Annotated in this window: 22 protein-coding genes and 1 pseudogene; 13 read left to right on the top strand and 10 right to left on the bottom strand. The window is 72.2% G+C overall.

Annotated elements, in window-relative coordinates:
• Positions 1-55 precede the first annotated feature (55 nt).
• Both ACWCXX_RS02865 and ACWCXX_RS02860 read left to right on the top strand, forming a co-directional pair.
• Positions 56-1,270, top strand: coding sequence for an alpha/beta hydrolase family protein (locus ACWCXX_RS02865; protein ID WP_451123641.1), 1,215 nt, complete (start codon positions 56-58; stop codon positions 1,268-1,270).
• 53 nt (positions 1,271-1,323) lie between these two features.
• Positions 1,324-2,319 carry an aldo/keto reductase gene (locus ACWCXX_RS02860; RefSeq protein WP_451123639.1) on the top strand — a complete coding sequence of 332 codons (996 nt, stop codon included), beginning with the start codon at positions 1,324-1,326 and terminating at the stop codon, positions 2,317-2,319.
• 156 nt (positions 2,320-2,475) lie between these two features.
• Here the strand turns inward: ACWCXX_RS02860 and ACWCXX_RS02855 are convergent, their stop codons facing one another.
• Positions 2,476-3,003: a PadR family transcriptional regulator gene (locus ACWCXX_RS02855; protein WP_451123637.1), complete on the bottom strand. Its 528-nt coding sequence runs from the start codon at positions 3,001-3,003 to the stop codon at positions 2,476-2,478.
• Positions 3,004-3,088: 85 nt separating this feature from the next.
• Between ACWCXX_RS02855 and ACWCXX_RS02850 the strand changes: the two genes are divergently transcribed.
• The gene (locus ACWCXX_RS02850; protein ID WP_451123635.1) at positions 3,089-3,895 is read left to right on the top strand and encodes an alpha/beta fold hydrolase; all 807 of its coding nucleotides are present in this window, start codon (positions 3,089-3,091) and stop codon (positions 3,893-3,895) included.
• A 196-nt stretch (positions 3,896-4,091) separates the two neighbouring features.
• Here ACWCXX_RS02850 and thpR read toward each other — a convergent pair whose 3' ends face one another.
• On the bottom strand, positions 4,092-4,667 hold the full coding sequence (thpR, locus tag ACWCXX_RS02845; RefSeq protein ID WP_451123633.1) for an RNA 2',3'-cyclic phosphodiesterase: 576 nt from the start codon (positions 4,665-4,667) through the stop codon (positions 4,092-4,094).
• A gap of 130 nt (positions 4,668-4,797) precedes the next feature.
• On the opposite strand from thpR, the pseudogene ACWCXX_RS02840 reads away from it, so the two are divergent.
• Positions 4,798-5,352 (top strand): annotated as a pseudogene (locus ACWCXX_RS02840) (Uma2 family endonuclease).
• Between the two features lie 78 nt (positions 5,353-5,430).
• Here the strand turns inward: ACWCXX_RS02840 and ACWCXX_RS02835 are convergent.
• Positions 5,431-6,765, bottom strand: coding sequence for an MFS transporter (locus ACWCXX_RS02835; protein WP_451123631.1), 1,335 nt, complete (start codon positions 6,763-6,765; stop codon positions 5,431-5,433).
• Between the two features lie 100 nt (positions 6,766-6,865).
• On the bottom strand, positions 6,866-7,306 hold the full coding sequence (locus ACWCXX_RS02830; protein ID WP_451123629.1) for a MarR family winged helix-turn-helix transcriptional regulator: 441 nt from the start codon (positions 7,304-7,306) through the stop codon (positions 6,866-6,868).
• A 145-nt stretch (positions 7,307-7,451) separates the two neighbouring features.
• On the opposite strand from ACWCXX_RS02830, the gene ACWCXX_RS02825 reads away from it, so the two are divergent.
• Complete coding sequence (locus ACWCXX_RS02825; RefSeq protein WP_451123627.1) at positions 7,452-7,682, top strand: ribbon-helix-helix protein, CopG family; 231 nt, start codon at positions 7,452-7,454, stop codon at positions 7,680-7,682.
• On the opposite strand, the gene ACWCXX_RS02820 is transcribed toward ACWCXX_RS02825, so the two are convergent.
• Positions 7,675-9,129 (bottom strand): NCS2 family permease, encoded by a 1,455-nt coding sequence (locus ACWCXX_RS02820; RefSeq protein ID WP_451123625.1) that lies wholly within the window; start codon positions 9,127-9,129, stop codon positions 7,675-7,677. The two genes, ACWCXX_RS02825 and ACWCXX_RS02820, sit on opposite strands and share 8 nt — an antisense overlap.
• 230 nt (positions 9,130-9,359) lie before the next feature.
• Here ACWCXX_RS02820 and ACWCXX_RS02815 point away from each other — a divergent pair, with 230 nt between their 5' ends.
• Entirely contained in the window at positions 9,360-9,650 is a 291-nt protein-coding gene (locus ACWCXX_RS02815) for a DUF2530 domain-containing protein (protein ID WP_451123623.1), read from the top strand.
• Positions 9,651-9,831: 181 nt separating this feature from the next.
• Positions 9,832-12,348, top strand: a complete 2,517-nt coding sequence (locus ACWCXX_RS02810) for a cation-translocating P-type ATPase (RefSeq protein ID WP_451123621.1) — start codon at positions 9,832-9,834, stop codon at positions 12,346-12,348.
• Between the two features lie 134 nt (positions 12,349-12,482).
• On the opposite strand, the gene ACWCXX_RS02805 is transcribed toward ACWCXX_RS02810, so the two are convergent.
• The 3 genes from ACWCXX_RS02805 to ACWCXX_RS02795 all read right to left on the bottom strand — a co-directional run bounded on the left by ACWCXX_RS02805 (position 12,483) and on the right by ACWCXX_RS02795 (position 18,347).
• Entirely contained in the window at positions 12,483-13,364 is an 882-nt protein-coding gene (locus ACWCXX_RS02805) for a calcium-binding protein (RefSeq protein ID WP_451123619.1), read from the bottom strand.
• 346 nt (positions 13,365-13,710) lie between these two features.
• Entirely contained in the window at positions 13,711-16,995 is a 3,285-nt protein-coding gene (locus ACWCXX_RS02800) for a sacsin N-terminal ATP-binding-like domain-containing protein (protein WP_451124336.1), read from the bottom strand.
• Between the two features lie 416 nt (positions 16,996-17,411).
• Positions 17,412-18,347, bottom strand: coding sequence for a DUF3027 domain-containing protein (locus ACWCXX_RS02795; RefSeq protein ID WP_451123617.1), 936 nt, complete (start codon positions 18,345-18,347; stop codon positions 17,412-17,414).
• A 447-nt stretch (positions 18,348-18,794) separates the two neighbouring features.
• On the opposite strand from ACWCXX_RS02795, the gene ACWCXX_RS02790 reads away from it, so the two are divergent.
• The 4 genes from ACWCXX_RS02790 to ACWCXX_RS02775 all read left to right on the top strand — a co-directional run bounded on the left by ACWCXX_RS02790 (position 18,795) and on the right by ACWCXX_RS02775 (position 22,463).
• Positions 18,795-20,306 carry an MFS transporter gene (locus ACWCXX_RS02790; RefSeq protein ID WP_451123615.1) on the top strand — a complete coding sequence of 504 codons (1,512 nt, stop codon included), beginning with the start codon at positions 18,795-18,797 and terminating at the stop codon, positions 20,304-20,306.
• Between the two features lie 27 nt (positions 20,307-20,333).
• On the top strand, positions 20,334-20,813 hold the full coding sequence (locus ACWCXX_RS02785) for a DUF2771 domain-containing protein (RefSeq protein WP_451123613.1): 480 nt from the start codon (positions 20,334-20,336) through the stop codon (positions 20,811-20,813).
• Positions 20,814-20,902: 89 nt separating this feature from the next.
• Positions 20,903-21,622 carry a futalosine hydrolase gene (locus tag ACWCXX_RS02780; protein ID WP_451123611.1) on the top strand — a complete coding sequence of 240 codons (720 nt, stop codon included), beginning with the start codon at positions 20,903-20,905 and terminating at the stop codon, positions 21,620-21,622.
• Positions 21,603-22,463, top strand: a complete 861-nt coding sequence (locus tag ACWCXX_RS02775) for a 1,4-dihydroxy-6-naphthoate synthase (protein WP_451123609.1) — start codon at positions 21,603-21,605, stop codon at positions 22,461-22,463. Before ACWCXX_RS02780 ends, ACWCXX_RS02775 begins: the two co-directional genes overlap by 20 nt.
• A gap of 139 nt (positions 22,464-22,602) precedes the next feature.
• Here ACWCXX_RS02775 and ACWCXX_RS02770 read toward each other — a convergent pair whose 3' ends face one another.
• Positions 22,603-22,986, bottom strand: coding sequence for a cold-shock protein (locus tag ACWCXX_RS02770; RefSeq protein WP_072485776.1), 384 nt, complete (start codon positions 22,984-22,986; stop codon positions 22,603-22,605).
• Between the two features lie 209 nt (positions 22,987-23,195).
• Between ACWCXX_RS02770 and ACWCXX_RS02765 the strand changes: the two genes are divergently transcribed.
• Positions 23,196-23,420: a hypothetical protein gene (locus tag ACWCXX_RS02765; RefSeq protein ID WP_451123607.1), complete on the top strand. Its 225-nt coding sequence runs from the start codon at positions 23,196-23,198 to the stop codon at positions 23,418-23,420.
• A 147-nt stretch (positions 23,421-23,567) separates the two neighbouring features.
• Complete coding sequence (locus tag ACWCXX_RS02760; RefSeq protein WP_451123605.1) at positions 23,568-24,455, top strand: alpha/beta fold hydrolase; 888 nt, start codon at positions 23,568-23,570, stop codon at positions 24,453-24,455.
• A 72-nt stretch (positions 24,456-24,527) separates the two neighbouring features.
• Here the strand turns inward: ACWCXX_RS02760 and ACWCXX_RS02755 are convergent, their stop codons facing one another.
• Positions 24,528-25,151 carry an HAD family hydrolase gene (locus ACWCXX_RS02755; RefSeq protein WP_451123603.1) on the bottom strand — a complete coding sequence of 208 codons (624 nt, stop codon included), beginning with the start codon at positions 25,149-25,151 and terminating at the stop codon, positions 24,528-24,530.
• Between the last annotated feature and the right edge of the window lie 42 nt (positions 25,152-25,193).

Below are 25,193 nucleotides of genomic sequence, written 5' to 3'. Positions count from 1 at the left end.
GGTCACCACCGCGGGCCGACGTGCCGGGCGGCTCCCCACGCCTACCGTGCGGGGCATGAACAGACGTCACGGCACGACCGCTTCCGCGCTGCTCGGACTCTTCCTGGCCCTCACCCTCCTGGGTACGGGTACTGCCACGGCCGCACCCACGACCACGGCCACCGCACCCGGCGCCACGGCGGCCACGGAGCTCGCCCTGCCGCGGCCCGCGGGTCACCACGCGGTCGGGACACAGACCCTGCACCTGACCGACCACCGGCGCCGCGACCCGTGGGTGCCCTCGGTGGACAGGGAGTTGATGGTGTCGGTGTTCTACCCGGCGTACCGTCCGGCCGGGCCGGGCCGGGGCGGTTCTGCGGCGTACATGACCACGAAGGAGGCCCAACTCCTGCTGGAGGCACGGGGACTCGGAGGCGTCGTCCCCGCCGGGACCGTCGCCGCGACCCGCACCCACGCACGCGTCGACGCCCGCCCCGCCCCCGGCCGCTTCCCGCTGGTGGTGCTCTCGCCGGGCTTCTCGATGCCCCGCGCCACCCTCACGTCCCTGGCGAACGACCTGGCGAGCCGCGGGTACGTCGTCGCCACCGTCGACCACGCGTACGAGTCGGTCGGCACGGCCTTCCCCGGCGGCCGGATGCTCACCTGCGCCGCCTGCGAACGGGTCGACTCGACCGGGGACTACGCGCGCGTGGCCGTGGGGCGGGCGCACGACCTCTCGTTCGTGATCGACCGGCTGACCGGGGAAAGGGGAACGGCTCGGACGGTCCGGGGACGCCCGGCCCTCCCGTACGCCCGAATGGTCGACCCGCGGCGGATCGGGGCGGCGGGTCACTCCGTCGGGGGCGCGGGCGCCGCCGCGCTCATGGCCCGGGACCAGCGGGTGCGGGCCGGCCTGAACCTGGACGGCGGCTTCTTCGCCCCGCTGCCCGAGGACGGCCTGGGCGGGCGCCCGTTCCTGATGATGGGCACCGAGACCACGCACAGCCCCGGCGGGCAGAACGACTGGTCGGCCGCCTGGGCGCGCCTGGACGGCTGGAAGCGCTGGCTGACGGTCTCGGGGGCCGGGCACTTCACCTTCACCGACCTGCCCGTACTGGCCGACCGGCTCGGCCTGGCCGATCCCGCCGTACCGTTGTCGGGGCAGCGGTCCTGGCACCTCACGCGCGACTACCTGACCGCCTTCTTCGACCTCCACCTGCGCGGCACACCGCAGCCGCTGCTGGACGGCCCCGCGGCCGACCGCCCCGAGGTCGTCTTCCGGCAGCCGTGACCGGCCCGGGAGCCCTTGCTTCGAGCGGACTCGAAGGCGTTGGCTGGAGAACCATGGAGTACACACAGCTCGGACGCACCGGACTCAGGGTCAGCCGACTCGTGCTCGGCACGATGAACTTCGGTCCGCACACCGACGAGGCGGACAGCCACGCCATCATGGACGCGGCGCTGGACACGGGCCTGAACTTCTTCGACACGGCGAACGTGTACGGCTGGGGCGAGAACAAGGGCCGTACCGAGGAGATCATCGGCACCTGGTTCGCCAAGGGCGGCGAACGCCGCGACAAGGTGGTCCTGGCCACCAAGATGTACGGGAACATGGGCCCCGACGGCGAGGCCTGGCCCAACCACGACAAGCTCTCCGCCGTGAACATCCGGCGCTCGGTCGAGGCGTCGCTGAAGCGGCTCCGGACGGACCACATCGACCTCTACCAGTTCCACCACGTCGACCGGAACACGCCCTTCGACGAGATCTGGCAGGCGATCGACGTCCTGGTCCAGCAGGGCAAGATCCTCTACGCCGGTTCGTCGAACTTCGCCGGGTACAAGATCGCCCAGGCCAATGAACTGGCCGCCCGGCGCGGCTCGTTGGGCCTGGTCAGCGAGCAGTGCATCTACAACCTGATGGAACGCCGTGCCGAGATGGAGGTCATTCCGGCGGCGCGGGAGTACGGGCTCGGCGTCATCCCGTGGTCCCCGCTGCACGGCGGCCTGCTGGGCGGTGCGATCAGGAAGGAGCGCGAGGGCTCGGCCGGCCGCACGGCCTCCGGCCGCGGCGCGGATGCCCTGCGCGACCCGGAGCAGCGCAAGCAGATCCAGGCGTACGAGGACCTGCTCGACAAGCACGGCCTGGAGCCCGGCGAGGTCGGCCTGGCATGGCTCCTCGCCCAGCCGGGAGTGACGGGTCCGATCATCGGGCCGCGCAACCAGGAGCAGCTGGGTTCGGCGCTGCGGGCGCTGGAACTCGACCTCTCCGCGGAGCTGCTGGCCTCGCTGGACGAGATCTTCCCGGGTCCGGGGCCCTCTCCGGAGGCGTTCGCCTGGTAGGGACCACCCGGGGGCCGGTGGGCCAATGGACCTGATGGCTGCCGCCCGCCCCCGCCGCCGCCTCGTCCTCCCGCTCCGGCGGGGGCGGGGCGGCGGCATCCGTCTTCCCACCCCCGCTCCGTCTTTTTGCCCCCGCTTCCACTTCCCCTCCGCCCCTCAGCTCGCCCCGAGCTCCTTCAGCGTCGAGTCGAGCCAGCTCAGCTCCGCCTCGCTGGTCGCGCGGGCGATCCGCAGCAGGCCCCGGCGGAAGGGGTCGTCGAACGACTCGGCGCCGAGCGGCCGGTCGTCCTCGTAGAAGAAACTGCTCGGCTCCTCCAGGAACGCGAGCCTGCGCCGCAGCACCTCCGCCTGCTCGGCCGGGGACGGCAGGTGGCGCAGGAAGGCGAGGACGGTGAACCAGCGGTTCTCGTCGCTGATGTCCACCTCGTCGGCCTCGCGCAGCCGCCGCAGCAGCTCCTCGCGCCCCGCCCCGGTCAGGGTCAGGGTGTGGCGGGGGGCGGCCCTGGTGCCCGGTTCGGTCCGGCGCTCCAGCCACCCGGCGCGCTCCAGCCGCTTGATCGCCGGATACAGCGTGCCGTCCGCGATGGGCCGGACGTGCCCGGTGAGGTGGGCTACCCGGCGCTTCAGCTCGTAGCCGTGCAGGGGTTGCTCGTACAGAAATCCAAGAATGGCCAGTTCCAGCATGTGCGTATCCTCTCCCGAGGATTTTATACATCGACATCTATGTATAGTCTTCTCGATGGTTTGAGCGGCTCGGGGAGGAGCGGACATGCGCGACGCACAGGTGACGGACGAGGGCGCACGCATCAGGTGGGTGGAACTCCCCGGAGGTACAGGCGGCCCCGGGAGCACCGGCGGCCCCACCCGGGTCTATCTGCACGGGCTCGGCGCCTCCTCCGGCCCGTACTTCGCCGCGAGCGCGACGCACCCCCTGCTGGCCGAGGGCCGGTCGCTGCTCGTCGATCTGCTCGGCTTCGGCATCAGCGACCGCCCCGCGGACTTCGGCTACACCCTGGAGGAGCACGCGGACGCGGTGGCGACGGCGATGGAGACGGCCGGTGCGGAGGGCGCGGACGTGATCGGGCACAGCATGGGCGGCGCGGTGGCCATCGTGCTCGCGGCGCGCCACCCCCGCCTGGTGGGCAGGCTGGTCCTGGTCGACGCCAATCTGGACCCGGTCGCCCCCGTCCGTGACCGGCCGAGCAGCAGCGGCATCGCGGCGTACACGGAGGAGGAGTTCCTGGCCGGCGGCCTGGCCGAGGTGGGCGAGCGGGTGGGCCCGTTCTGGTGGGCGACCATGCGGCTGGCGGGCCCCGAGGCGCTGTACCGCAGTGCGGCGCACCTCGCCCGCGGGACGACGCCGACGATGCGGGAAATCCTGCTGGGCCTGCGGATTCCGCGTACGTTCCTGCGCCCGTCGGCCGACGGACCGCTGCCCGGCGAGGCCGCCCTCGTCGAGCACGGGGTACGCGTCGTGGCGGTCCCGGACTGCGGGCACAACATCATGCTGGACAACCCGGAGGCGTTCGCCCGGGAGACCGCGTCGGCCCTCGCTCCCCGAAGGCTCACCGCCTGAGGGGAGACGGGTGTGCCGCCGGACCCGTCGTCGCGCCCGGCCCCGCCCATGGCCCGTGGGCCGCACCACGACGGGCCCGCCGCGTCACGCTCCGGCCGCGGCCGCCACGGCGACGACGACGAACATCAGCACGAGCACGGCCGCCATGACGCGGTTTCTGGTCTTCGGATCCACCCTTCGAGCGTAACCGCAGCCCTCAGCTTCCCAGCGACCAGGATCCGACCACCTCGTACCGGGGCTGCTCCCCCCGCACTCCGGCGACCGGCAGGTTGCTGCGTACGAGAGACAGCTCCTCGACCTCCCACGGGGTGCCCTCGAAGCCTTTGAGCGCGTCGGTCCAGGGGCGCAGGTCCAGCTCGGCGCGGCGACTGCGGGCGAGGGTGAGGTGCGGGGTGTAGCGGCGGTGCTCCTCCATGGGGATGCCGGTGCGGCGGGCGGCGGCCTCGGCGCGTTCGGCGAGGAGCCGCAGCATGTCGAGCGAGCCCGCGGCGCCCGCCCAGAGCGCCCGCCCGCCGAACCGCCCGGCGCCGTGGATGCGCAGCGGGAAGGGGTCGGTGCGGTGCGCGGCCCGCGCGAGGCGCTCGCCCAGTTCGGGCAGCAGCTCCTCGTCCACGGACCCGAGGAAGGCGAGTGTGAAGTGCCAGCCGGGCACCCCGGTCCAGCGAAGACCCCTGGCACCGGGAAGCGTGTGCAGCGGGGCGACGGCACTGCGCAGTTCCTCGACCGCGGAAGCGGGCGGCAGCACGGCGACGAAGAGTCTGAGACGGCTCATGCGCCGAGTGTCGCACCGTCCCGGCGTGTCCAGGTCTCCGTACGTCTCGTTGTACTACGTGGCTGCCCGCGCCCGCACGGCAGCGGGGAGGAGCGGCACGACGACCGTCGTGGAGACCGACAGGATCGAGATGGCCGACAGCAGCGACGAGCGCACTCCGGACATGATGTTCGAGCGGCTTGAGCCCACCCCCGAGGGATTCAAGGTCGAGATCGTCGAGGGGAACATCTACATGTCGTCGCAACGGGACACCCACGGGGAGGTCGTCTTCGACATCGTCGAGCAACTCCGTGCCAGGTACCCGTAAAAGCGGCTGAAGTCCGACGTGCGTATCGACTTTCCGGGACGTCTCAATGGTTTCGCCTCCGACGTCGTGGCCCTGTCCGAGGAGGCCACCAAGGACTCCAACGGCCGCTGGCGCTACCAGGACATCGAGTTCGTCGCCGAGGTGATCTCCAAGGACACCGCCGCCAACGACTACGGGTCGAAGAAGGCCACCTGCGCCACCGCCGGTGTGCCCGGGTACCTCATCGTCGACCCGTACACCGGCACGTGGCACCTCCACACGCTCCCGAAGGAGGACGAGTACCGCAGCGTGCTGAGCCTCGACTTCGGCGCCCCGGTCGGTCTCACCTCGACCGTGGTCGGCCTCGTCCTGGAGACCGGCGACTTCCCCCGCGACTGACGCGCCCCGGAACACATGGCACGGCCCCGGCCGGTGAGTACCGGTCGGGGCCTTGTCATGCGTCTCGTCGGACGGCGCTCACGCCGCCGTGGCCAGCTCCTCGCGCGGGACGAACCGGACGTGCGGGCGGCCCGGTCGCAGGTCGAGGCGGAGGCGGAGGCCGCCGACGCGGGCCAGCACGAGGCCGACGCCGAGCGCGGCCACCAGCGAGAACGCGCCGCCGACCGCCATGCCCGTACGGACCCCGTAGGCGTCGCTGATCCAGCCGACGATCGGGGCGCCCACCGGCGTACCACCGGCGAAGACCATCATGTACAGGCTCATCACCCGGCCGCGCATGGCCGGGTCGGCGGCCATCTGGACGCTCGTGTTCGCGCTGATGTTGGTCGTCAGGCCGATCATGCCGATCGGGACCAGCAGGATCGCGAAGAGCCAGACGGACGGCGACAGGGACGCGACGATCTCCAGCAGACCGAACGCCGTGCCCGCGGCCACCAGCATCCGCAGCCGCGAGGAGCGGCGGCGGGCGGCGAGCAGGGCACCGGCCAGGGAGCCGGCCGCCATGAGGATGTTGAACAGCGAGTACATCCCGGCGCCGCCGTGGAAGATCTCGTCCGCGAAGGCGGTGAGCCAGATCGGGAAGTTGAAGCCGAACGTGCCGACGAAGCCGACCAGGACGATCGGCCAGATCAGCTCGGGGCGCCCGGAGACGTAGCGCAGGCCCTCGCGCAGCTGCCCCTTGGCGCGGGGCACGACGGTGGTCTTGTGCAGCTCGTTCGTACGCATCATCAGCAGGCCGACGAGCGGGGCCGCGAAGGACAGGCCGTTGAACATGAAGGCCCAGCCGCTGCCGACCGTGGTGATCAGGACACCCGCGACGGCGGGGCCGATGAGCCGGGCGGACTGGAAGTTGGCCGAGTTGAGGCTGACCGCGTTCCGCAGCTGGGCGGGGCCGACCATCTCGGACACGAAGGACTGGCGGGCCGGGTTGTCGACCACCGTCACCATGCCGAGCAGGAAGGCGATGAGGTAGACGTGCCACACCTGGACGACGCCGGAGAGGGTGAGGACCGCCAGGGCGATCCCGCACAGGCCGAGCGCCGCCTGGCTGAACAGAAGGAGCTTCCGCTTCGGGAAGCGGTCCGCGATGACACCGCCGTACAGACCGAAGAGGAGCATCGGGAGGAACTGGAGGGCCGTGGTGATACCGACGGCGGCGGCGGACCCGGTGAGGCTCAGGACGAGCCAGTCCTGCGTGATGCGGGACATCCAGGTACCGGTGTTGGAGATCACGGCGCCCGTGGCGAACAGGCGGTAGTTGCGTATCTTCAGCGACGAGAAGGTCCCGCCGGGCTTGCTCTCGTGGGTGGAAGTCGGTGCGGGGGCGGAGTCTGCTCCGGATCCCGTACTCAAAAGGGTTCGCCTCCTCGGACGTATACGTTTCGCCGACTGACGAGGTGCGGCGGTGCGGGCGGTGCGCCGGCCCGGGGCCGGCGCGGTCCGCCCCGCCCCGCTACAGGTGGGCGAGCTTCTCCAGCACGGGCGCCGCCTTGCGCAGCGTCTCCCACTCGTCCTCGTCCAGACCCTCGGCCAGGGAGGTCAGCCAGGCGTTCCGTTTGGAACGGCTCTCTTCGAGCATGGCTTCCGCCTGCTCGGTCTGGCTGACCACCTTCTGGCGACGGTCGTCGGGGTGCGGTTCCAGTCTGACCAGCCCCTTCGCCTCCAGCAGCGCGACGATTCGGGTCATCGACGGAGGCTGCACGTGCTCCTTGCGGGCCAGCTCGCCGGGTGTGGCGGAGCCGCACCGCGCGAGTGTGCCGAGCACCGACATCTCGGTGGGGCTCAGCGACTCGTCGACGCGCTGGTGCTTGAGGCGCCGACTGAGCAGCATCACGGCGGAGCGGAGGGAGCTCACGGCGGCGGCGTTTTCGCCGTCGTGGATCAGGTCAGGCATGTTTATTAGCGTAACTCATTACCCAACCTAAAGACCATTCGTGTTACACGCGCGCGGGGCACTTCGCCCAATTGCTCACCCGAACGAGTGAGTCGGATCCGGAAAGTGACGTGAAACGACGCCTCGGGCCGTAACCCTGCTTGCCATGGGATCGACTGTGCTCAGCCTGCGGATAGACGGTGAGCTGCTCGACCGGCTCCGGCAGCATGCCGCGAAACGCGGAATGAGCGTCCAGGACTATGTCGTCCGGACGCTCATTCGCGATGACTTCGACGAGCGCTTCAAGGCGGCCGTCGACGAGACGGAGAAGTTCTACGGGTCGGAGGGAACCCCGGTGGCCGGTACCGCGGAGGTCAGGGCCGAAGAGGTCACGTGAGGCCGAGGGCCGGCATCGCGTAGTAGAAGACGAAGACCGCCGAGACCACGTACATGGGCACCGGCACCTCGCGCCAGCGCCCGGCCGCCACCCGCAGCACGCAGAAGGCGATGAAGCCGATGCCGATGCCGTTGGTGATCGAGTACGTGAACGGCATCATCAGCATGGCGAGGAAGGCCGGGATGGCGAGCGTGTAGTCGCTCCAGTCGATGTCCCGCACCGAGCCCGAGATGATCAGGAAGCCCACCGCCAGCAGCGCGGGGGTGGCCGCCTGCGACGGGACCATGGTCGCCAGGGGCGTCAGGAACAGCGCCACCGTGAACAGCGCACCCGTCACGATGCTCGCGAGGCCGGTGCGGGCGCCCTCGCCGACCCCCGCCGTGGACTCCACGAAGCAGGTCGTGGCGGAGGAGGAGCTCGCACCGCCCGCGGCGACCGCGATGCCGTCCACGAACAGCACCTTGTTGATGCCGGGGAAGTTGCCCTCCGGGTCGGTCAGCTTCGCCTCGTCGCCCACGCCGAGGATGGTGCCCATCGCGTCGAAGAAGCAGGACAGCAGCACGGTGAAGACGAACAGGACGCCCGTGAGCACGCCGACCTTGCTGAAGCCGCCGAACACACTGACCTGACCGACCAGCCCGAAGTCCGGGGTGGCGAGCGGGTTGCCCGGCCACTTCGGGACGGTCAGACCCCACGCCTCGGACGGCAGGCCGGCGACGGCGTCGATGATCAGCGCGAGGACCGTCATCGCGACGATGGAGATCAGGATCGCGCCCGGCACCTTGCGGGTGAGCAGCGCGAGGGTGAGCAGCGTGCCGATGATGAAGACGAGGACCGGCCAGCCGTGGAGGTGTCCGTTGCCGCCGAGCTGGAGCGGCACGGTGGTGTGCGCGGCGTCCGGCATGCGGGAGACGAAGCCCGAGTCGACCAGACCGATCAGCAGGATGAACAGGCCGATGCCGATCGCGATGCCCTTGCGGAGCGAGGTCGGCACGGCGTGCATGACGCGTTCCCGCAGACCGGTCGCGACCAGCAGCATCACCACGAAGCCCGCGAGGACGACCATGCCCATCGCGTCCGGCCAGCTCATCCGGGGGGCGAGCTGGAGCGCCACGACGGTGTTGACGCCGAGGCCCGCGGCCAGCGCGATCGGCACATTGCCGATGACGCCCATCAGGAGCGTGGAGAACGCGGCGGTCAGCACGGTGGCGGTGACCAGCTGGCCACCGTCGAGCTGGTGCCCGTACATGTCCTTCGCGCTGCCGAGGATGATCGGGTTCAGCACGATGATGTACGCCATCGCGAAGAACGTGGCGAATCCTCCGCGGATCTCGCGCGCGACCGACGACCCCCGCTCGGAGATCTTGAAGAAACGATCCAGCCCACCGTGCGGCTGTTGGGCCGAAGGCTGCTTGGAGTCGACCGGAGCGGTGGCCGAGGGGGACATGTATGACCTCAGACGTACAGAGAGGGGGGTTAAATATGGTCAGCTTTGGACTTTCGCATGAATAAATCGAGACAGTCTTAAGCGGATTCAGTATGAATACATAAGACAAAGATCGCTATCTCCGCGCGTAGACCCTTGGGCCACCGGGCCGCCCGGAGGTCCGGGAGGGACCGGCCGGAGGGCTGGGAGGGACCGGCCGGAGGTCCGGGAGGGCCCCATACACTGAGCCCATGGCGAAGTGGACACCGAAGCACGAGGCACCCGAGCCCCTGGAGGGGCCCGTCGTCGCCACCATCACCGGCGGCACGATCCTCTGGTTCGTCCTCTTCCTGGTCCAGCTTCCGTTCTACAACTGGTTCGACGACCACGGCCACCTGTGGTGGCTGTGGACCTGCCTGGCCGGTGCGGGACTCGGGCTGATCGGCATCTGGTACGTGCGGGGGCGCGACGCGGCGATCAAGCGGGCCGCCGCCGCGGCCACCGCCGACCGGGACGACGCCGCCGACCACGCCACCTCCTGAGACCCGCGGGGTCGCCCGGGAGCCGCGTCGCCTCCCGGGACCCGCGGCGCACACGGGCCCGTTGCCGGACGGCTGCCGCCAGGTTCTTCGTCCACCCACGGGACCATCCCCCTCCTCCCCCGGTCTGATCTTCGTACCCCTCGGTGGGTGAACCAGACCATCCCCCCGTACCGTCGGAACCATGACGCACCGGGCACCCAATTCCTTCGGCGAGCAGCCTCCCGAGACGACCGGCTCGGCCGGCTCCGCCGGACCCCCCGGCCCCTCCGGTTCCACCGGCTCCACCAGTCCGGCGATGATCGACGCCGGGGCCGAGCTCGACCCGGTCCACCCGATGGACCTTCCCGGCCCGGCCGTGAACACCCGCGGTCTGACGGCCGCCGAGGTGGCCGAGCGGATCGCCCGCGGCGAGGTCAACGACGTACCGGTCCGCTCGTCCCGCTCGCTGCGCGAGATCGTCCGCGCCAACGTCTTCACCCGGTTCAACCTGATCATCGGCGTGCTCTGGGCGATCATGCTGTTCGTCGCGCCGATCCAGGACAGCCTCTTCGGCTTCGTGATCGTCGCCAACACCGGCATCGGCATCATCCAGGAGTGGCGGGCCAAGAAGACCCTGGACAGTCTCGCGGTCATCGGCGAGGCCAAACCCACGGTGCGGCGCGACGGGGTCGCCGCCGAGATCTCCACCTCCGAGATCGTCCTCGGCGACCTCGTCGAGCTGGGCCCCGGCGACAAGGTCGTGGTGGACGGCACGGTCGCCGAGGCCGACGGCCTGGAGGTCGACGAGTCGCTGCTGACCGGCGAGGCCGACCCGGTGCTGAAGCACCCCGGCGATCCGGTGATGTCCGGCAGCTTCGTCGTCGCGGGCGGCGGCGCCTTCACCGCCACCAAGGTCGGCCGCGAGGCCTACGCCGCGCAGCTGGCCGAGGAGGCGTCCCGCTTCACCCTCGTCCAGTCCGAGCTGCGCAGTGGCATCTCCACGATCCTGAAGTACGTCACCTGGATGATGGTGCCGACCGCGATCGGCCTGGTGATCAGCCAGCTCGTCGTCAAGAACAACGACTTCAAGGGGTCGATCGCCCGGACCGTCGGCGGCATCGTGCCGATGATCCCGGAGGGGCTCGTGCTGCTCACCTCGGTCGCCTTCGCGATCGGGGTCGTACGGCTCGGCCGCAAGCAGTGCCTGGTGCAGGAGCTGCCCGCCATCGAGGGGCTGGCCCGGGTCGACGTGGTCTGCCTGGACAAGACCGGCACCCTCACCGAGGGCGGCATGGACGTCACCGAGGTCCGCGCGCTCGGCGAAGCGGACCGGGCCCAGCTGGAACGCGTCCTGGGCGCCCTCGGCTCGTCCGATCCCCGGCCCAACGCCAGCCTGCAGGCCATCGCCGACGCCTACCCGGACGGCGCGGGGTGGCGGTGCACGCAGACGCTGCCGTTCTCCTCGGCCCGCAAGTACAGCGGCGCCGCGTTCGACGAGGGCGACGGCCGGGAGTCGTCCTGGCTGCTCGGCGCCCCCGACGTGCTGCTGCCCGAGCAGGACCCGGCGCTCGCCGAGATCGAGCAGCTCAACGAGCAGGGCCTGCGGGTGCTGCTGCTGGCCCGCGCGCAGGGCGGACTCGAAGGGAGCGGCGCCACCGAGGGGGCCGTGCCGAGCGCGCTGGTCGTCCTGGAGCAGCGGCTGCGGCCCGACGCCGGGGAGACCCTGGCCTACTTCGCGGACCAGCGGGTCGCCACGAAGGTCATCTCCGGCGACAACGCGGTCTCGGTCGGCGCGGTCGCCGGGAAGCTGGGCCTGCCGGGCGCCGAGCACACCCTGGACGCGCGCCGGATGCCCACCGACCCCGACGAGATGGCCACGGCCATGGAGGAGAACGCGGTCTTCGGCCGGGTCACCCCGCAGCAGAAGCGGGACATGGTCGCCGCCCTCCAGTCCCGCGGCCACACCGTCGCCATGACCGGCGACGGCGTCAACGACGTCCTGGCGCTGAAGGACGCCGACATCGGCGTCTCCATGGGGTCGGGCTCCGAGGCGACCCGGGCCGTCGCCCAGATCGTGCTGCTGAACAACAGCTTCGCGACGCTGCCGTCCGTCGTCGCCGAGGGCCGCCGGGTGATCGGCAACATCACCCGGGTCGCCACCCTGTTCCTGACCAAGACCGTCTACTCGGTGCTGCTGGCGATCCTGGTGGTCTGCACGCAGGTCGACTACCCGTTCCTGCCGCGCCACCTGACCCTGCTGTCGACGCTGACGATCGGTGTCCCGGCGTTCTTCCTGGCCCTCGCCCCCAACAAGGAACGGGCGCATCCGCACTTCGTGCGCCGGGTCATGCGGTACGCGATCCCCTCGGGCGTCGTCGCGGCGGCCGCCACCTTCGTGACGTATCTGCTCGCCCGGCACCACTACACCGGACCGGGCTCCCTGGAGGCGGAGACCAGCGCGGCCACGCTCACGCTGTTCCTGGTCTCGATGTGGGTCCTGGCCATCATCGCCCGCCCGTACACCTGGTGGCGGATCTGCCTGGTGGCGGCGATGGGGCTGGCGTTCCTGATCGTGCTGGCCGTGCCGTGGCTGCAGGAATTCTTCGCGCTGAAGCTGGTGGGGACGACGATGCCGTGGACCGCGGTGGGCATCTCGGTGGTGGCGGCGGTCGTCCTGGAGTACGCCTGGCGGCTGATCGGCCGACGCTTCCCGTCGTAACGCCGACGCCGAAGCCGACACCCGCCGTCCCCAGCACGGCACGGGGCGGGGCGGGGCGACGAGGCAGCGGGGCGGGGACGGCTTCGGCGCCGTCCCCGCCCCGCGTCACTTCGACGTCACTTCACGTCTCGGTGTCACCTCACGTCGACGAAGTCGCCCGCGGTGGTGATGGCCGAGGTGGTGGACGTACCGGCGAAGCTGTAGCGCCAGTAGCCGTCGACCGAGGCCGTGACCGTGGTCTTCAGGTTCCCGGTGCTGTTCGTCTTGACCGTCTTGATCGTGGTGTACGTCGAGCTGGTCTTCTTGCGGAACTGCAGCTTCACCGCCTGGCCGGTGTAGCCGTGGTACTTGTAGTCCTCCCAGTTGGCCCGCGAGAGCTTCCCGGTGACCGTGATCGTCCCGCCCTTCTTCACCGGCTCCGGCGCGGCGTTGACCGTCAGCCGCGACAGCCGCTGGACCTTCGCCGTGCTGTAGAAGTCGGTGTAGGCGATGTCGGTCTGGTTACCGGCGAGCGCGCCTGCGGAGACGTGCCAGGTGCCGGCCAGGGAGTTCTTGTACAGGTCGTAGCGCGGGTCGATCGTGAACGTCAGCTTGCAGGTCGAGGTCGTCGCGTTGATCTTGGTGCACTTCGACACGTCCTCGTTCGGCAGGATCGCGCCGTCGATGGTGTCCGGCGACGTCGGGTTCGTGCCGTGCCACAGGTCGGCGTAGGCGTCGACGACACCGGACGGGTGCGAGGCCGTGACCGAGATGGAGATCGTCTTCGTGGCGGTGGTGCCCAGGACGATGTTCTTGCCGCCGTTGACGACGACCTTGGAGATGACGGGTTCCGACACGTCGGCGGCGGCCACGGACGCCTTCGCGGCGCTCCGGGCGGTGATGCCGAACGCCTCGGCACCCGACGTCGGCTTGTTCAGGTTCGATGCGGAGTGGTCGCCCGCCTGGGCGACCGGAACAGCCAGAGCAGACAGGGCCAGCGCGCCGGAAACGGCAGCGACAGTGGCGCGAATACGCATGTGCTTCCCCAGTGGAGAAAGAGCTCCGCGGGCACGTGATGTGCTCCGGGCGGAGCTGGTTCGGTCTGTAGAGCCTGCTGACTCGACAGACCAGACCAGTGACACATGTGAAGGGTTGTACGCAGCATTGAATTTCTTGCGAAGATCCATTCTGGGTGCCCGTGACGGCCGTCGGCCGGGCCGATCGCCCCTCGGCGGCGGTCCGTGTTGACCGCATCGGGCCGGCCCGTGGGCGCATCGGCCGCACCGGGCCGGTCCGTGGGCGCATCGGCCGCACCGGGCCGGTCCGTGGGCGTCGGTCCGTGGGTGCCGGTCCGTGGGCGTCGGCCCGTCGGTGCACCGGTCGTCAGTCGAACCAGCGGTCCCGGGCCAGTTCCTCCGTGCGGGACGGGTCCTCCAGCAGCGCCGCCACCTCGAAGCGGCGCGGCCACTGCCCCGCCGCCCAGGCCAGCCCCGCCGCGACGCCCTCCAGCGTGGCGGCGTGCACGGTCCCGTCGGGGGTGCGGCGCCAGTCCAGTTCGACGCCGCCCGCGCGCAGTTCGCCGTGCTCGACGTACACCTCCGGCGTGCCCGCGCCGAGCAGCACCCGCACCGATTCCGGTACGCGGTGCTCCTCGCCCTCCGTCGTCACCTCCGCCTCGACGCTGTCACCGAGCCGCCGCACCTGGAACAGCTCGGCGAGTTCGGCCGCGCGCGTCGGGGCGACCGGCAGCAGCGGGAGTCCGGCGGCGAGCGGCAGCAGGTCGGGGGCGTCCGCGATCACGGCGTCCGCCGCGTCCACGACCCGCACCTCGCCGTCCACCACGGCCCGCAACTCGTCGGGCAGCGTGACCTGTTCGGGGTCGAGGTCGGCCAGGGCCGTGTACAGGGAGTGCAGTTGTACGGGGTCGACCGGGCGTTCCTCGTCCGCGAGCCGGCCGAGGAGTTCGGCGGCGCCGCCCGGCTCGTCGAGCAGGGCGGCCACGGACGTCCGCACGCCGAGGGCGCGCAGCACCTGGGCGTCGTCGAAGCCGGTCGCGTCGGCGGAGTCGTACAGCCCGGCGAGCCGCGGGTCGCCGCCCGCGGCTCGCAGCCCGGCGGGGCGGCGGCCGTCGAGCACCGGGTGGCCGCGCAGCCACCAGGCGGTGTACGGGCGCACGGACCGGGTGGTGCCGTCGGGGAGCAGCACCCGCACCGGCTGGGTCAGGGCGTCGCGCAGCGGCGGCTGCGCGAGCATGGCGAGCACCTGCGGCCAGGCGTCGTCGTCGACGAGGTCGAGGTCGCGGACGGCGACGAGTTCGGTGGCGACCGGCGGCACCGGGGTGTCGGGCAGCTGGTCGAGGACGTCCTCGCACCACACGTCGACGGCGTCGAGCAGACCGGCGTCGTCGGGTTCGGCGAAGTCGCCGTCGCGCGGCTCCAGTTCGTCCGGGTCCAGGACGACGTCGGTGGCCCGTACGAGGGCGAAGCCGGCCAGCACGCCGCAGGCGGTGAGCGGCTGTTCGCCCCAGCGGTCGGCCAGTTCCCGGTCGACCAGGGCCAGTTCGCCCTCCCGCATGACGGTCGCGAAGGGGCTGTCCGGCAGTACGAGTTCACCGGCCGGGGCCGGTTCGCCGTCCTCGTCGGGGAGGGCGAGCGCGCCGAGCCAGGGTTCGTCGCCGGGGGCCAGTTCGGCGTCCCGTACGAGGGTGAGGACGGTCTCGGCGAGTTCGTCGACGTCCAGCGCGTCCTCGTCCCAGATCTCGCCCGCGTCCAGCGATCCGGCGACGGCGGCCCGCACCTGCGGGGTCGTCAGCACGGCGCGCGGGGTGGCGGGCAGGGCGCCCAGCTTCTCCAGCAGCGGGTGGGCGGCGTCCGGGTGGGCGACCTTCAGCCCGAGCCGGGCGAGGCGGTCCAGGACGGGGCCCGTGAGCGCGTCCGGGAGCGGGAGGAGGACCTGGCGGGGGCCGATCGTGGTGCGGGGCACGGGCGAGGGCCCGGCCTCCGCCGCGCCGGGCACACCGCTCTCCGCCGCCCCGGCCGCCTCTGCAGCCTCCACCGCTTCGAAGTCCGTCGCCCCGGCCGCTCCTGGGGTTCCGGCCAGCGGTACGGGCAAGCCGGAGAGGCGGTCCGGATCGATGCCGGACAGGCTGTCGTAGAGCCGCCGCCACCAGCGGGGTTCGCGCTCCAGGCCGGCCAGCCGGTCGATCGCCTCGGTCAGCGGGACCCGGGCGATGGAGAGCGTGCGCAGTTCGCTGCGGCGTTCCAGCCCGGCGGGCAGCAGGCACGGCAGGACCTCGGCGAGCACCCGTACGGTTTCGGCGCCGGCCCCTTCCAGGACCTCGGCCTCGATGGGCCGCAGGGCGGTGGTGGCCGTGGGGTCGCCGATGTCCTCCGTCCGCTCCTCCCAGCCGTCCCAGCGGCCCGCGTCGACGGTGGTGTCGCGCGGGACGGCGGGGGCCAGGAACGCGACGCGCGGCAGCCGTTCCAGGATCGCGCCGCGCAGGGCGCCGTCCAGTTCGCCCTTGCCGAGCGGGCCCGGTACGAGGTCGATGGTGTCGGGGGACAGCGGCTGCCAGCCCGCGAGCAGTTCGGCGTACGCGTCGGCGGCGCGCTGCACCAGGAAGTCGGTGAGCGGCCCCGGCGCGAAGTGGCGGCGGCTGGTGTCGAGCGGCAGCGACGCGATGAACAGGGCGGGGATGCCGAGGGGCTCGTCGGTGGGGGTCGGGGCGTGGACGACGGGAGCGGTGCGGGGGCGTGCCGGGGCGCCCTCCGCGTCCACCGGGACCGCCCAGGTGACCGACCAGTGCGGGCGCAGCCGTTCCTCGCGGGGCCGGTCGGCGAGGAGGGCCGGTTCGACGGCGCCGTGGTGGGTGACGGCGCGCCAGCGGGTCGTGCCGTGCGCGGAGTCCTCGACGTGGACGTACGGGCCGCGCTGCGAGCGGCGCAGCGTCCGTACGGCCGCCGGGGTCTCGATCACGACCTCGTCGAGGCCGCGCAGGGTGAGGAGCAGTGCGTCGTCGACCGCGTCGAGCAGTCTGACGACGAGGTCCTCGGCGCCGCCGTCGCGCAGCGGGAGGACCACGACGGTGTCGTAGCCGTCGGGTGCGGTGCCCTCGGCGGGCAGCGGGAGCCGCAGCAGGGGTACGTGGCCGTCGCGGCGGCGGAGTTCGTCGCCGAGGCCGGGGCTGGCGGCGGCCGTGCGTGCGGCGAGGTCACGGGCCTCGGCGAGCGACCAGCGGACGCCGCCGTGCCGGCCGACCACGGCGGGCTCGTCGCTCACCGCGAGCACGGCGGCGAACCCGACGCCGAACCGGCCGACGGCCCCCTCGTGGCCCTCGCGCTTGGCGGAGGCGCGCAGGGTGGAGAGGGACTCCACGCCGGTGGCGTCGAGGGGCGCACCGGTGTTGGCGGCGGCGAGGACCGCGGGGGTGCCCCCGGTCGCCGGGTGCAGGGTGAGGCGGAGCCGGCCGGGGACCCGGGCACGGGCGGCGGCGTCGGCGGCGTTCTGGGCCAGCTCGACGACGAGGCGGTCACGGTAGCCGCCGAGCGCGAGGTCCTCCTCGGCGTTGGCGTCCTCGCGGAACCTGGCGGGGCCGGCGCCCCAGGCGTCGAGCACCCCGCGGCGCAGCCGTGCGGTCCCGAACGGATCGGCCCCTTCGGTCGCATTCATGCTCACGCTCTGACTCCGCTCTTCTTCGGTTACGCGTTGCCCGTGCCGCCAAGTGTGCGCCCGAAGGTACCGGGTCCTCTCGTCGGGCGGGGGCCGCCGAACAGCGCATCGGCCGGTTCGGGGCCTCGGGCTGCGCACCCGGCTCCGCCTCCGGGCAGGAGGTTGCCGGGCAGGCGGAAAATCTCCCGGCCGAGCGAAGAGTCCCCGGACGAGCGGCACGATCAGGCCCGTCCGGCGATCGAGGACGGAACCGGTGCCCCGCCGGACCCGATGCCCCTCGTGTCACGGCGGCCCCGGGAAGCCCCGGCCGAGCGGCATCCCGCTCAAGCCCGTCCGGCGTCTGAGGACGGAGGCCGGTCCGCCGGAACAGCCCGCACCCCGCAGCCGCGGGAAACCCCACCGTCCCCGGCCGCCGCCTACGAGTGGCCGAGGTCCTCCGTCGGCTCGTCCGGCTCCGCCGGGACCGAGCCGGAGTCCCGGGCCGGCCGCAGCGGGTACTCGTCCACCTGCATCGTGTCCAGCGCGTGCGGCGCCGGCTTCGGCGGCTTCGGCATGACCGCCGCCTCCGAGTGCCCGCCGCAGCCGTACGACAGCGACACCACGTGGCCGTCCGCCGGACCGAACTCGTTCGCGCACACCCCGAACGCCTGCTTCAGCGAACCGGCCAGCGGCACCAGGAACGCGCAGGTGACGCACGAGGCCGGGGCCGCCTGTGCCATCGGCGTCTTCGCCCCGAACCCCTCGTCCCAGCGGTCGGCCGCCGTGTGCAGCCCGTACCGGGACAGCACCCGCGCCCGCCGCATGCCGAGCTCCTCCGCGACCGCGGCGATCGAACCCCGGCTCGTCGTCGCGGGGCGCGTCGTCAGCTCCGCGTCCTCCGCGTCGACGAGGTCGGCCATCTCCTGCGACACCTCGGAGACCGCGGAGTTCGGCGGCGGCTCGTCCTCACCGGTGTAGCCGGGCTCCAGGCGGAGGTCGTCCGCCTCGGTGGGCAGCAGGTCGCCGGGCCCCATGTCGCCGGGGCGCAGCCGCTCGCTCCACGGCACCCACTCCGGGGCGAGCAGCGCGTCACTGCCGGGCAGCAGCACCGTTTCGTCGAGGGTGACCTTCTTCGCGCGGGAGGCGCGGGCGACGGTCACCGCCCAGCGCCAGCCCCGGTAGCCGGGTTCCTGGCACTCGAAGAAGTGAGTGACGACCCGGTCCCCCTCGGAGACCACGCCCACATGCTCACCGACGACCCCCGGCGCGGCTGCCTCCTCGGCCGCCGCGCGGGCGAGGTCTACCGCCTCGGCGCACAGACGGTCGGGAACGGGGGTACGGGCCGTACGGCTTCGCGTCGTCGCAGCACTCACAGGTCTCGCTTCTCTCCTACGCCAGTCTCACGAGCGCGCCTGCACATCCATCGGTCCCGGCCATGACGGATGCGGGCGGAGCGGACCTGGGGGCCGCGTCGACGTCCACACCCGTTGCTGCCTGTCTCGGGCGCACCTTCTGCCATCCATTCTGCGGGATCGCCGAGAGGCGCGCGGCCGAGGTCAACCGCCGGTGGCGCGCTACGCACGCTACCCCCTCTCTCGCCCCCCGCCCACCTGCCCGTCCCAAACAAGGTCGTATCCGAGGTCGTGTCCGACGCCACGTCCCGGGTGCGGGCCGCTTCGGAGGGCTTGTGAACCGCCGGTGGATCCGGGTCGCGCCGGGCGCGCCCGACCGGCGCGAACCACCGGCCCGGCAGGACGGAGTGCGCCGCGCCCCGCGCCGATACCGGTTCGCCGCCGTCGCGACTGGGGCACTATGACGGGGTGGCTTCCGCCAGGTCGCACGAGGAGCCCGGTCCGCTCCGCAGGACGGGCCGGGCGGTCGGTCGTGCCCTCCACACGCCGTTCACCGGCGCCGCGAAGGGCATCCGGAAGGCGACCCACGCCCACGGCGCCGGCGAGTCCGGGCTCGGCAAACTGATCGAGCTGCACGCCGTGAACGGCGCGGGCGACGTGATGATCACGGTCGCGCTCGCCTCGACGGTGTTCTTCGCGGTGCCGACGGACGAGGCCCGCGGCCGGGTCGCCCTCTACCTCGCCATCACCATGGCGCCCTTCGCCCTCCTCGCCCCCGTGATCGGCCCGCTCCTGGACCGGCTGCCGCACGGCCGCCGCGCCGCGATGGCGGCCGCGATGCTGACCCGCGCGGTGCTCGCGCTCGCCATGTCGGGCGCGGTCGCCACCGGCGGCCTGGAGCTGTACCCGGCCGCGCTGGGCGTCCTGGTCTGCTCGAAGGCGTACGGGGTGGTGCGCAGCGCCGTCGTGCCGCGCCTGCTGCCGCAGCGCTTCTCCCTCGTGAAGGCCAATTCCCGGGTCACCCTGGCCGGGCTGCTGGCGACCGGTGTCGCCGCCCCGATCGGGGCGGCGCTCCAGATGGCCGGGCCCGCCTGGCCGCTGTACGGGGCGTGCGCGATCTTCGTCGGCGGGGCCGTCCTCGCCTTCACGCTGCCGCCCAAGGTCGACTCCGCGAAGGGCGAGCGGAAGGCCCGGCTGGTGCCGCCGCACGGGGTGGCGGTCTCCCCGAGCGGTCCGGGAGGGGCCGGCCCGGGGCAAGGCGACGGGAAGCGGACCGGCGGGAAGTGGGCCGGTGGAAAGCGGACCGGCGGGAAGTGGCTCCGTCGGGCACGGCGCGGGGAACGGAACGGGGAGAGGCCACCGGGGCGGAACGGCGAGAGGCGGCCGGGGCTGCGGTCCGTGGGGCCGTCCGTGCTGAACGGCCTCCAGGCCAATGCCGCGCACCGCGCGCTCTCCGGCTTCCTGATCTTCTTCCTGGCGTTCCTGCTGCGCGAGCACCCGCTCGCCGGGCAGAGCGCCGCCGTCTCGCTCGGCATCGCCGGCGTCGCGGCCGGCGCCGGCAACGCGGCGGGTACGGCGGTCGGCTCCTGGCTCCGGGCCCGCGGCCCCGAAGTGATCGTCGTGGCGATGCTGGCCCTGGCCCTGGGGGTCGCCGTGCTCGCCACGCTGTTGTTCGGCACGGTGCTGGTCGCCGCGCTCAGCGCCACCGCGGGCTTCACCCTGGCCCTGTCGAAACTGTCGCTGGACGCGATGATCCAGCGCGACGTGCCGGAGGAGGTGCGCGCCTCCGCGTTCGCACGCTCCGAGACCGCGCTCCAGATGGCCTGGGTGGTCGGTGGCGGCATCGGCATCGCCCTCCCCCTCAACGGCGTACTGGGCATGTCGGTCGCCGCGGGCATTCTCGCCCTCGGCGCCGCCACCTCCGTACGGGGCCTGCTGGGCGCCGCACGACGCGGCTCGCCGCACCCCCGCGTGGCGTGAGCCGGAGCGACCGATAGCCTTCGGCTCATGACCGTTGCGTTCTTCTCCGGTAAGGGCCGTCGAATCGGCGTCGCTCTTGGTGCCGTGTCCGCGGGACTCCTCGTCCTCTCCGCCTGCGACAAGCCGACGCCGCTCGCGACCGTAACGGTCGGCGGCAACTCGGTGAGCTCCGAGGCCTCCTGCTACAACGACGGCAAGGCCCTCAAGCAGGCCGACATCAAGCGCTGCCTCAACAAGAAGGCGGAGAAGTCCGTCGAGGTCGCGATGGACGACAAGGTCCGCTTCGGCGTCGACCCCGAGATCGCCGAGAACGGCTGGACCCTGTTCATCAACGGCCAGCAGGCCGAGCAGGAGCCGTACAAGAAGACCTACCGGTCCATCCCGGGCAGCGCCTTCTTCTCCAGCCAGACCGGCGAGACCACGAACAAGACGCAGGTCAGCATCGTGGAGACCCAGGGCAAGAAGCTCACGGGCATCTGGCACTTCGAGCTGAAGAAGACCTCCTGACCCCGGGCCGTGCCCGGCACGGCCCTCCCGACCGCCCGGCAGGCCCCGCGAACCCCGAAAACCCCTCCTGAACCTCGGAGGACCGCTCCGTGCATGTGCTCGTCGTGACCGCTGTCCCGGCAGAACGGGACGCGGTCACGCGCGCGTTCGAGGACCGGGCCGAGGTGTCGGTGTGCCATGCCCCGGGGGCGGAGATCCACCGCGCGGGCCCCTTCGACGTCCTCGCGGGCGGCGTGGGGCCGGGCGCCGCGGCGGCCTCGGCCGCGTTCGGTCTGGCCGCGTTCGGTCCGGCATCGGACCGCTACGACCTGGTGATCTCGGCCGGCATCGGCGGCGGGTTCGCCGGTGTCGCACCGGTCGGCTCCCTCGTGGTGGCCGATCGCATCGGCGTGGCGGACCTGGGCGCCGAGACCCCGGAGGGCTTCGTGCCCGTCACCGGGCTCGGCTTCGGCCGGGTCCTGCATTTCCCGCCCCGGTCGCTGGTACGGGACGTGGCCGCCGCCACCGGCGCGGTCACCGGCGACGTCCTCACCGTCTCCACCGTGACCGGCAGCGCCGGGCGCGCCGCCGCCCTGCTCGCCGCGCACCCGCGGGCCGCCGCCGAGGCCATGGAGGGCTTCGGGGTCGCGGAGGCGGCCGAGTGCATCGGCGTGCCCGTCCTGGAGATCAGGGCCGTCTCGAACGCCGTCGGCCCGCGCGACCGGGACGCCTGGCGCATCGGCGACGCGCTGGCCGCGCTCACCGACGCGTTCGGGAAGCTCGCCCCCGTACTGGAAAGTTGGATCCACCGTGACCGAAACGACTCCTGACCCGCTGCGGATCGCCTTCTCGCCCTGCCCCAACGACACCTTCGTCTTCGACGCCTGGGCACACGGCAGGGTCCCCGGCGCGCCCGCCCTCGACGTCACCTTCGCGGACATCGACCTCACCAACAAAATGGCCGAGCGCGGCGAACTCGACGTCCTCAAGGTCTCGTACGCGGTGCTGCCCTGGGTCCTCGACGAGTACGCGCTGCTGCCGTGCGGCGGGGCGCTCGGGCGGGGCTGCGGGCCGCTCGTCCTCACGCGGGAGGGCGCGGACGGGGACCTGACGGGCAGGACCGTCGCCGTGCCGAGCGAGCGCTCCACCGCGTACCTGCTGTTCCGGCTCTGGGCCGCGGAGAAGGTGCCGGGAGGCGTCGGCAAGATCGTCGTGATGCCGTTCGACGAGATCATGCCCGCCGTGCGCGACGGGAAGGTGGACGCCGGTCTCGTCATCCACGAGGCCCGCTTCACGTACCGGAACTACGGGCTGCACAACCTGGCCGACATGGGCCGGCACTGGGAGGACACGACCGGACTGCCGATCCCGCTCGGCGCGATCATCGCCAAGCGGTCGCTGGGCGCCGACACCCTGAAACTGCTCGCCGACTCCGTGCGCGCCTCGGTGCGGGCGGCCTGGGACGAGCCGGAGGCGTCCCGGCCCTATGTGCTGGAGCACGCCCAGGAAATGGACCCGGCCGTGGCGGACCAGCACATCGGGCTGTACGTCAACGAGTTCACGTCCGATCTCGGCCAAGAGGGCTACGCGGCGATCCGCGGCCTGTTGACCCGCGCGGCGGCCGAGGGACTGGTACCGCCCCTCGGCCCGGACGCGCTGTCGTTCGTCTGAAACGGCCACCGGGGCTGAACCGGCCACCGGGGCCGTGACCGTACGGAACCGGGGCCCGTACGAAGCCGGGCCCGTGCAGAGCAAGGGCTCGCGCGGAACCGGAGCCCGTACGGAACCGGAGCCCGTACGGAACCGGGGCTCAGACGTCGAGCTGGTCGGCTACCGCGCGCAGCAGGCCGCCGATCTTCTTGCCGGCCGCCTTGTCGGGGTAACGGCCGCGCTCCAGCATCGGCGTGATGTTCTCCAGCAGGGTGGTCAGGTCCTGCACGATGGACGCGAGCTCGTCCGGCTTGCGGCGCTGCGCGGCCGCGACGGAGGGGGTCGGGTCCAAGATCGCCACCGAGAGCGCCTGATCTCCCCGCTGACCTGCGACGACTCCGAATTCGACGCGCTGGCCCGGCTTGAGGGCGTCGACGCCGTCGGGCAGCACGGAGGAGTGCACGAAGACGTCGCCGCCGTCGTCGCGGGAGAGGAAGCCGAAGCCCTTCTCGCTGTTGAACCACTTGACCTTGCCAGTCGGCAAAGCACGCACCCCATCTCAACCCGTGTGCCGGAACAAGCCTCAGCAGGTCAGGCTATCCAGTGGTGGTGCTCCCCTGCTGGCAGCAGCCTCCACAGGAGGAGTACCCCTCGTCAAGCCTGGTCATCCGGACTGCTGTCCGGAAACGGCGCCTGTTGCGCGCGTCGATGGCCCCGGGGTGGTTCGCCGCCCCCGGGAACTACCCTGGCGGGGTGAGTACTACACCTTCTGGCGCGGGCGACCGGCTGGTCCGGATCGGCGCGATCGTCTTCTTCGTCGGCGCGCTGTCCACACTGGTCACGGTGGCCCCGCTGTTCCTCGGCACCCGCCCGCTGCCGTCCATCGCCTGGTCGCTGTGCATGCTGATGGGCGTCGGCTTCCTGATCGCCGCCGCGGGCGTGATCCGGTCCGCGCGGGCGGGTTCGGCGAAGCGTTAGCGCGGGCGGGTTCGGCGAAGCGTTAGCGCGGGCGGGTTCGGCGAAGCGTTGGCGCGGAGCGCGCCGCCCGGCGGCAGGGAACGCAGAGGCCGGGCGCGGCCGGTAATCCAGGTGTGTCCAGGCAGTGTGTACGGGGAAACTGCCGACATGCCGATTGTTGAAGTCTCTCCCGGAGTGTCCCTCGCGTACGAGACCTTCGGTGACCCCGTCGACCCGCCCGTCCTGCTCGTGGGGGGTTTCGGCGCGCAGATGATCGCCTGGCACGAGGACTTCTGCCGCGAACTCGCCGGCCGTGGCCGCTATGTGATCCGGTACGACAACCGCGACTGCGGGCTGTCCACCAAGTTCGACGACCGTCCCGTCGACACGGGCCGGCTCATCGCCGCCGTGAGTTCGGGGGACGTTCCGGCCGCCCTCGCGATGGTTCCCTACACGCTTCAGGACATGGCCGACGACGGTCTCGGCCTGCTCACGGCGCTCGGGATCGAACGGGCCCACGTGGTCGGGTCCTCGATGGGCGGCGTGCTCGCGCAGCTGATGGCCATCGCCCGGCCGGACCGGGTGCTGACCCTGACGTCGATGATGTCCACGACCGGCGAACCCGAATACGGCCGGTCCAGCCCCGAGGCCCAGGCGGTGATCTCCGGTCCGAAGCCGACGGACCGGGAGGGGTACATCGCGGCGGCGGAGCGGGACCTGGTCTGGGCCTCCAAGCGCTACGGCGACCCCGCGGCCCTCCGTGAGCTGGCCGCCGCCGGCTACGACCGCGCGCATTACCCGGCCGGGGTCGGGCGTCAGCTCGGAGCGATGCTCCTCAGCGGTTCACGCGCCCACGCCCTCCGGGAGCTCCGGGTCCCGACCCTGGTGATCCACGGGCTGGACGACACGTTGATCGACCCCAGCGGCGGGGAGCGCACCGCGGCTCTCGTACCCGGAGCGAAGCTGCTGCTGATCCCCGACATGGGGCACGACCGCCCCCGTGAGCTCTGGCCCGTGATCAACGACGCCGTCGAGGCGCACACCGGCCGCGCGTGAGCGTCGTCTCGGCGCCCCGCGGCATCGGGACGGGGTGACCGGGGCCGCGCGGCCCCGGCTCCCACCGATGGGTTACGCCGTGTACTTCTCCAGCCAGTCCGGGAACTCCGCCAGGGACGACAGGATCACGTCCGCTCCCGCCTCCCGGAGTTCGTCCGCGTCGCACGGGCCCGTGGTGACCGCGACCGACAGGGCGCCGGCCGCGCGGGCGCCGCGTACGTCGCCGGTGTGGTCGCCCACGTAGACGTCCGCCGCGTGCTCGCGCAGCGCGCGCCCCTTGGCCTCCGCCCACAGGCCGCCCATGACCGCGTCGGGCTCGATGCCGAGGTGGGCCAGGTGGAGTTCCGCGCTCGGCCGGTGCTTGGCGGTGACGACGATCGTCCGGCCGCCCCGTGCGCGGATCGCCGCGACCGACTCCCGGGCGCCGGGCAGCGCGGGGCTCGGGAGGATGGCGTGTGCGGGGTAGATCTCCCGGTAACGGTCGGCGGTGGCGGCCACCGCGTCGGCCGGGAACCAGTTCCGCAGTTCCTCGTCGACCGGCGGGCCGAGCCTGCTCACCACCAGGTCCGCGTCGATCGGCGTCCCCGTCTCGGCGGAAAGCGCCTGGTAGGCGGCCTTGATTCCGGGGCGGGTGTCGATGAGCGTCATGTCGAGGTCGAAGCCGACCGTCAAGGGATGCGAAGGCATGGCATCCATTGTGCGCGGGACGCGGGGTACGAGGGCGGGCGCGAAGCCGGG

Source organism: Streptomyces sp. NPDC001732, assembly GCF_053596315.1.
Note: the sequence above shows the minus strand (reverse complement) of the source record. Positions and strands in the feature narration are given on the sequence as shown.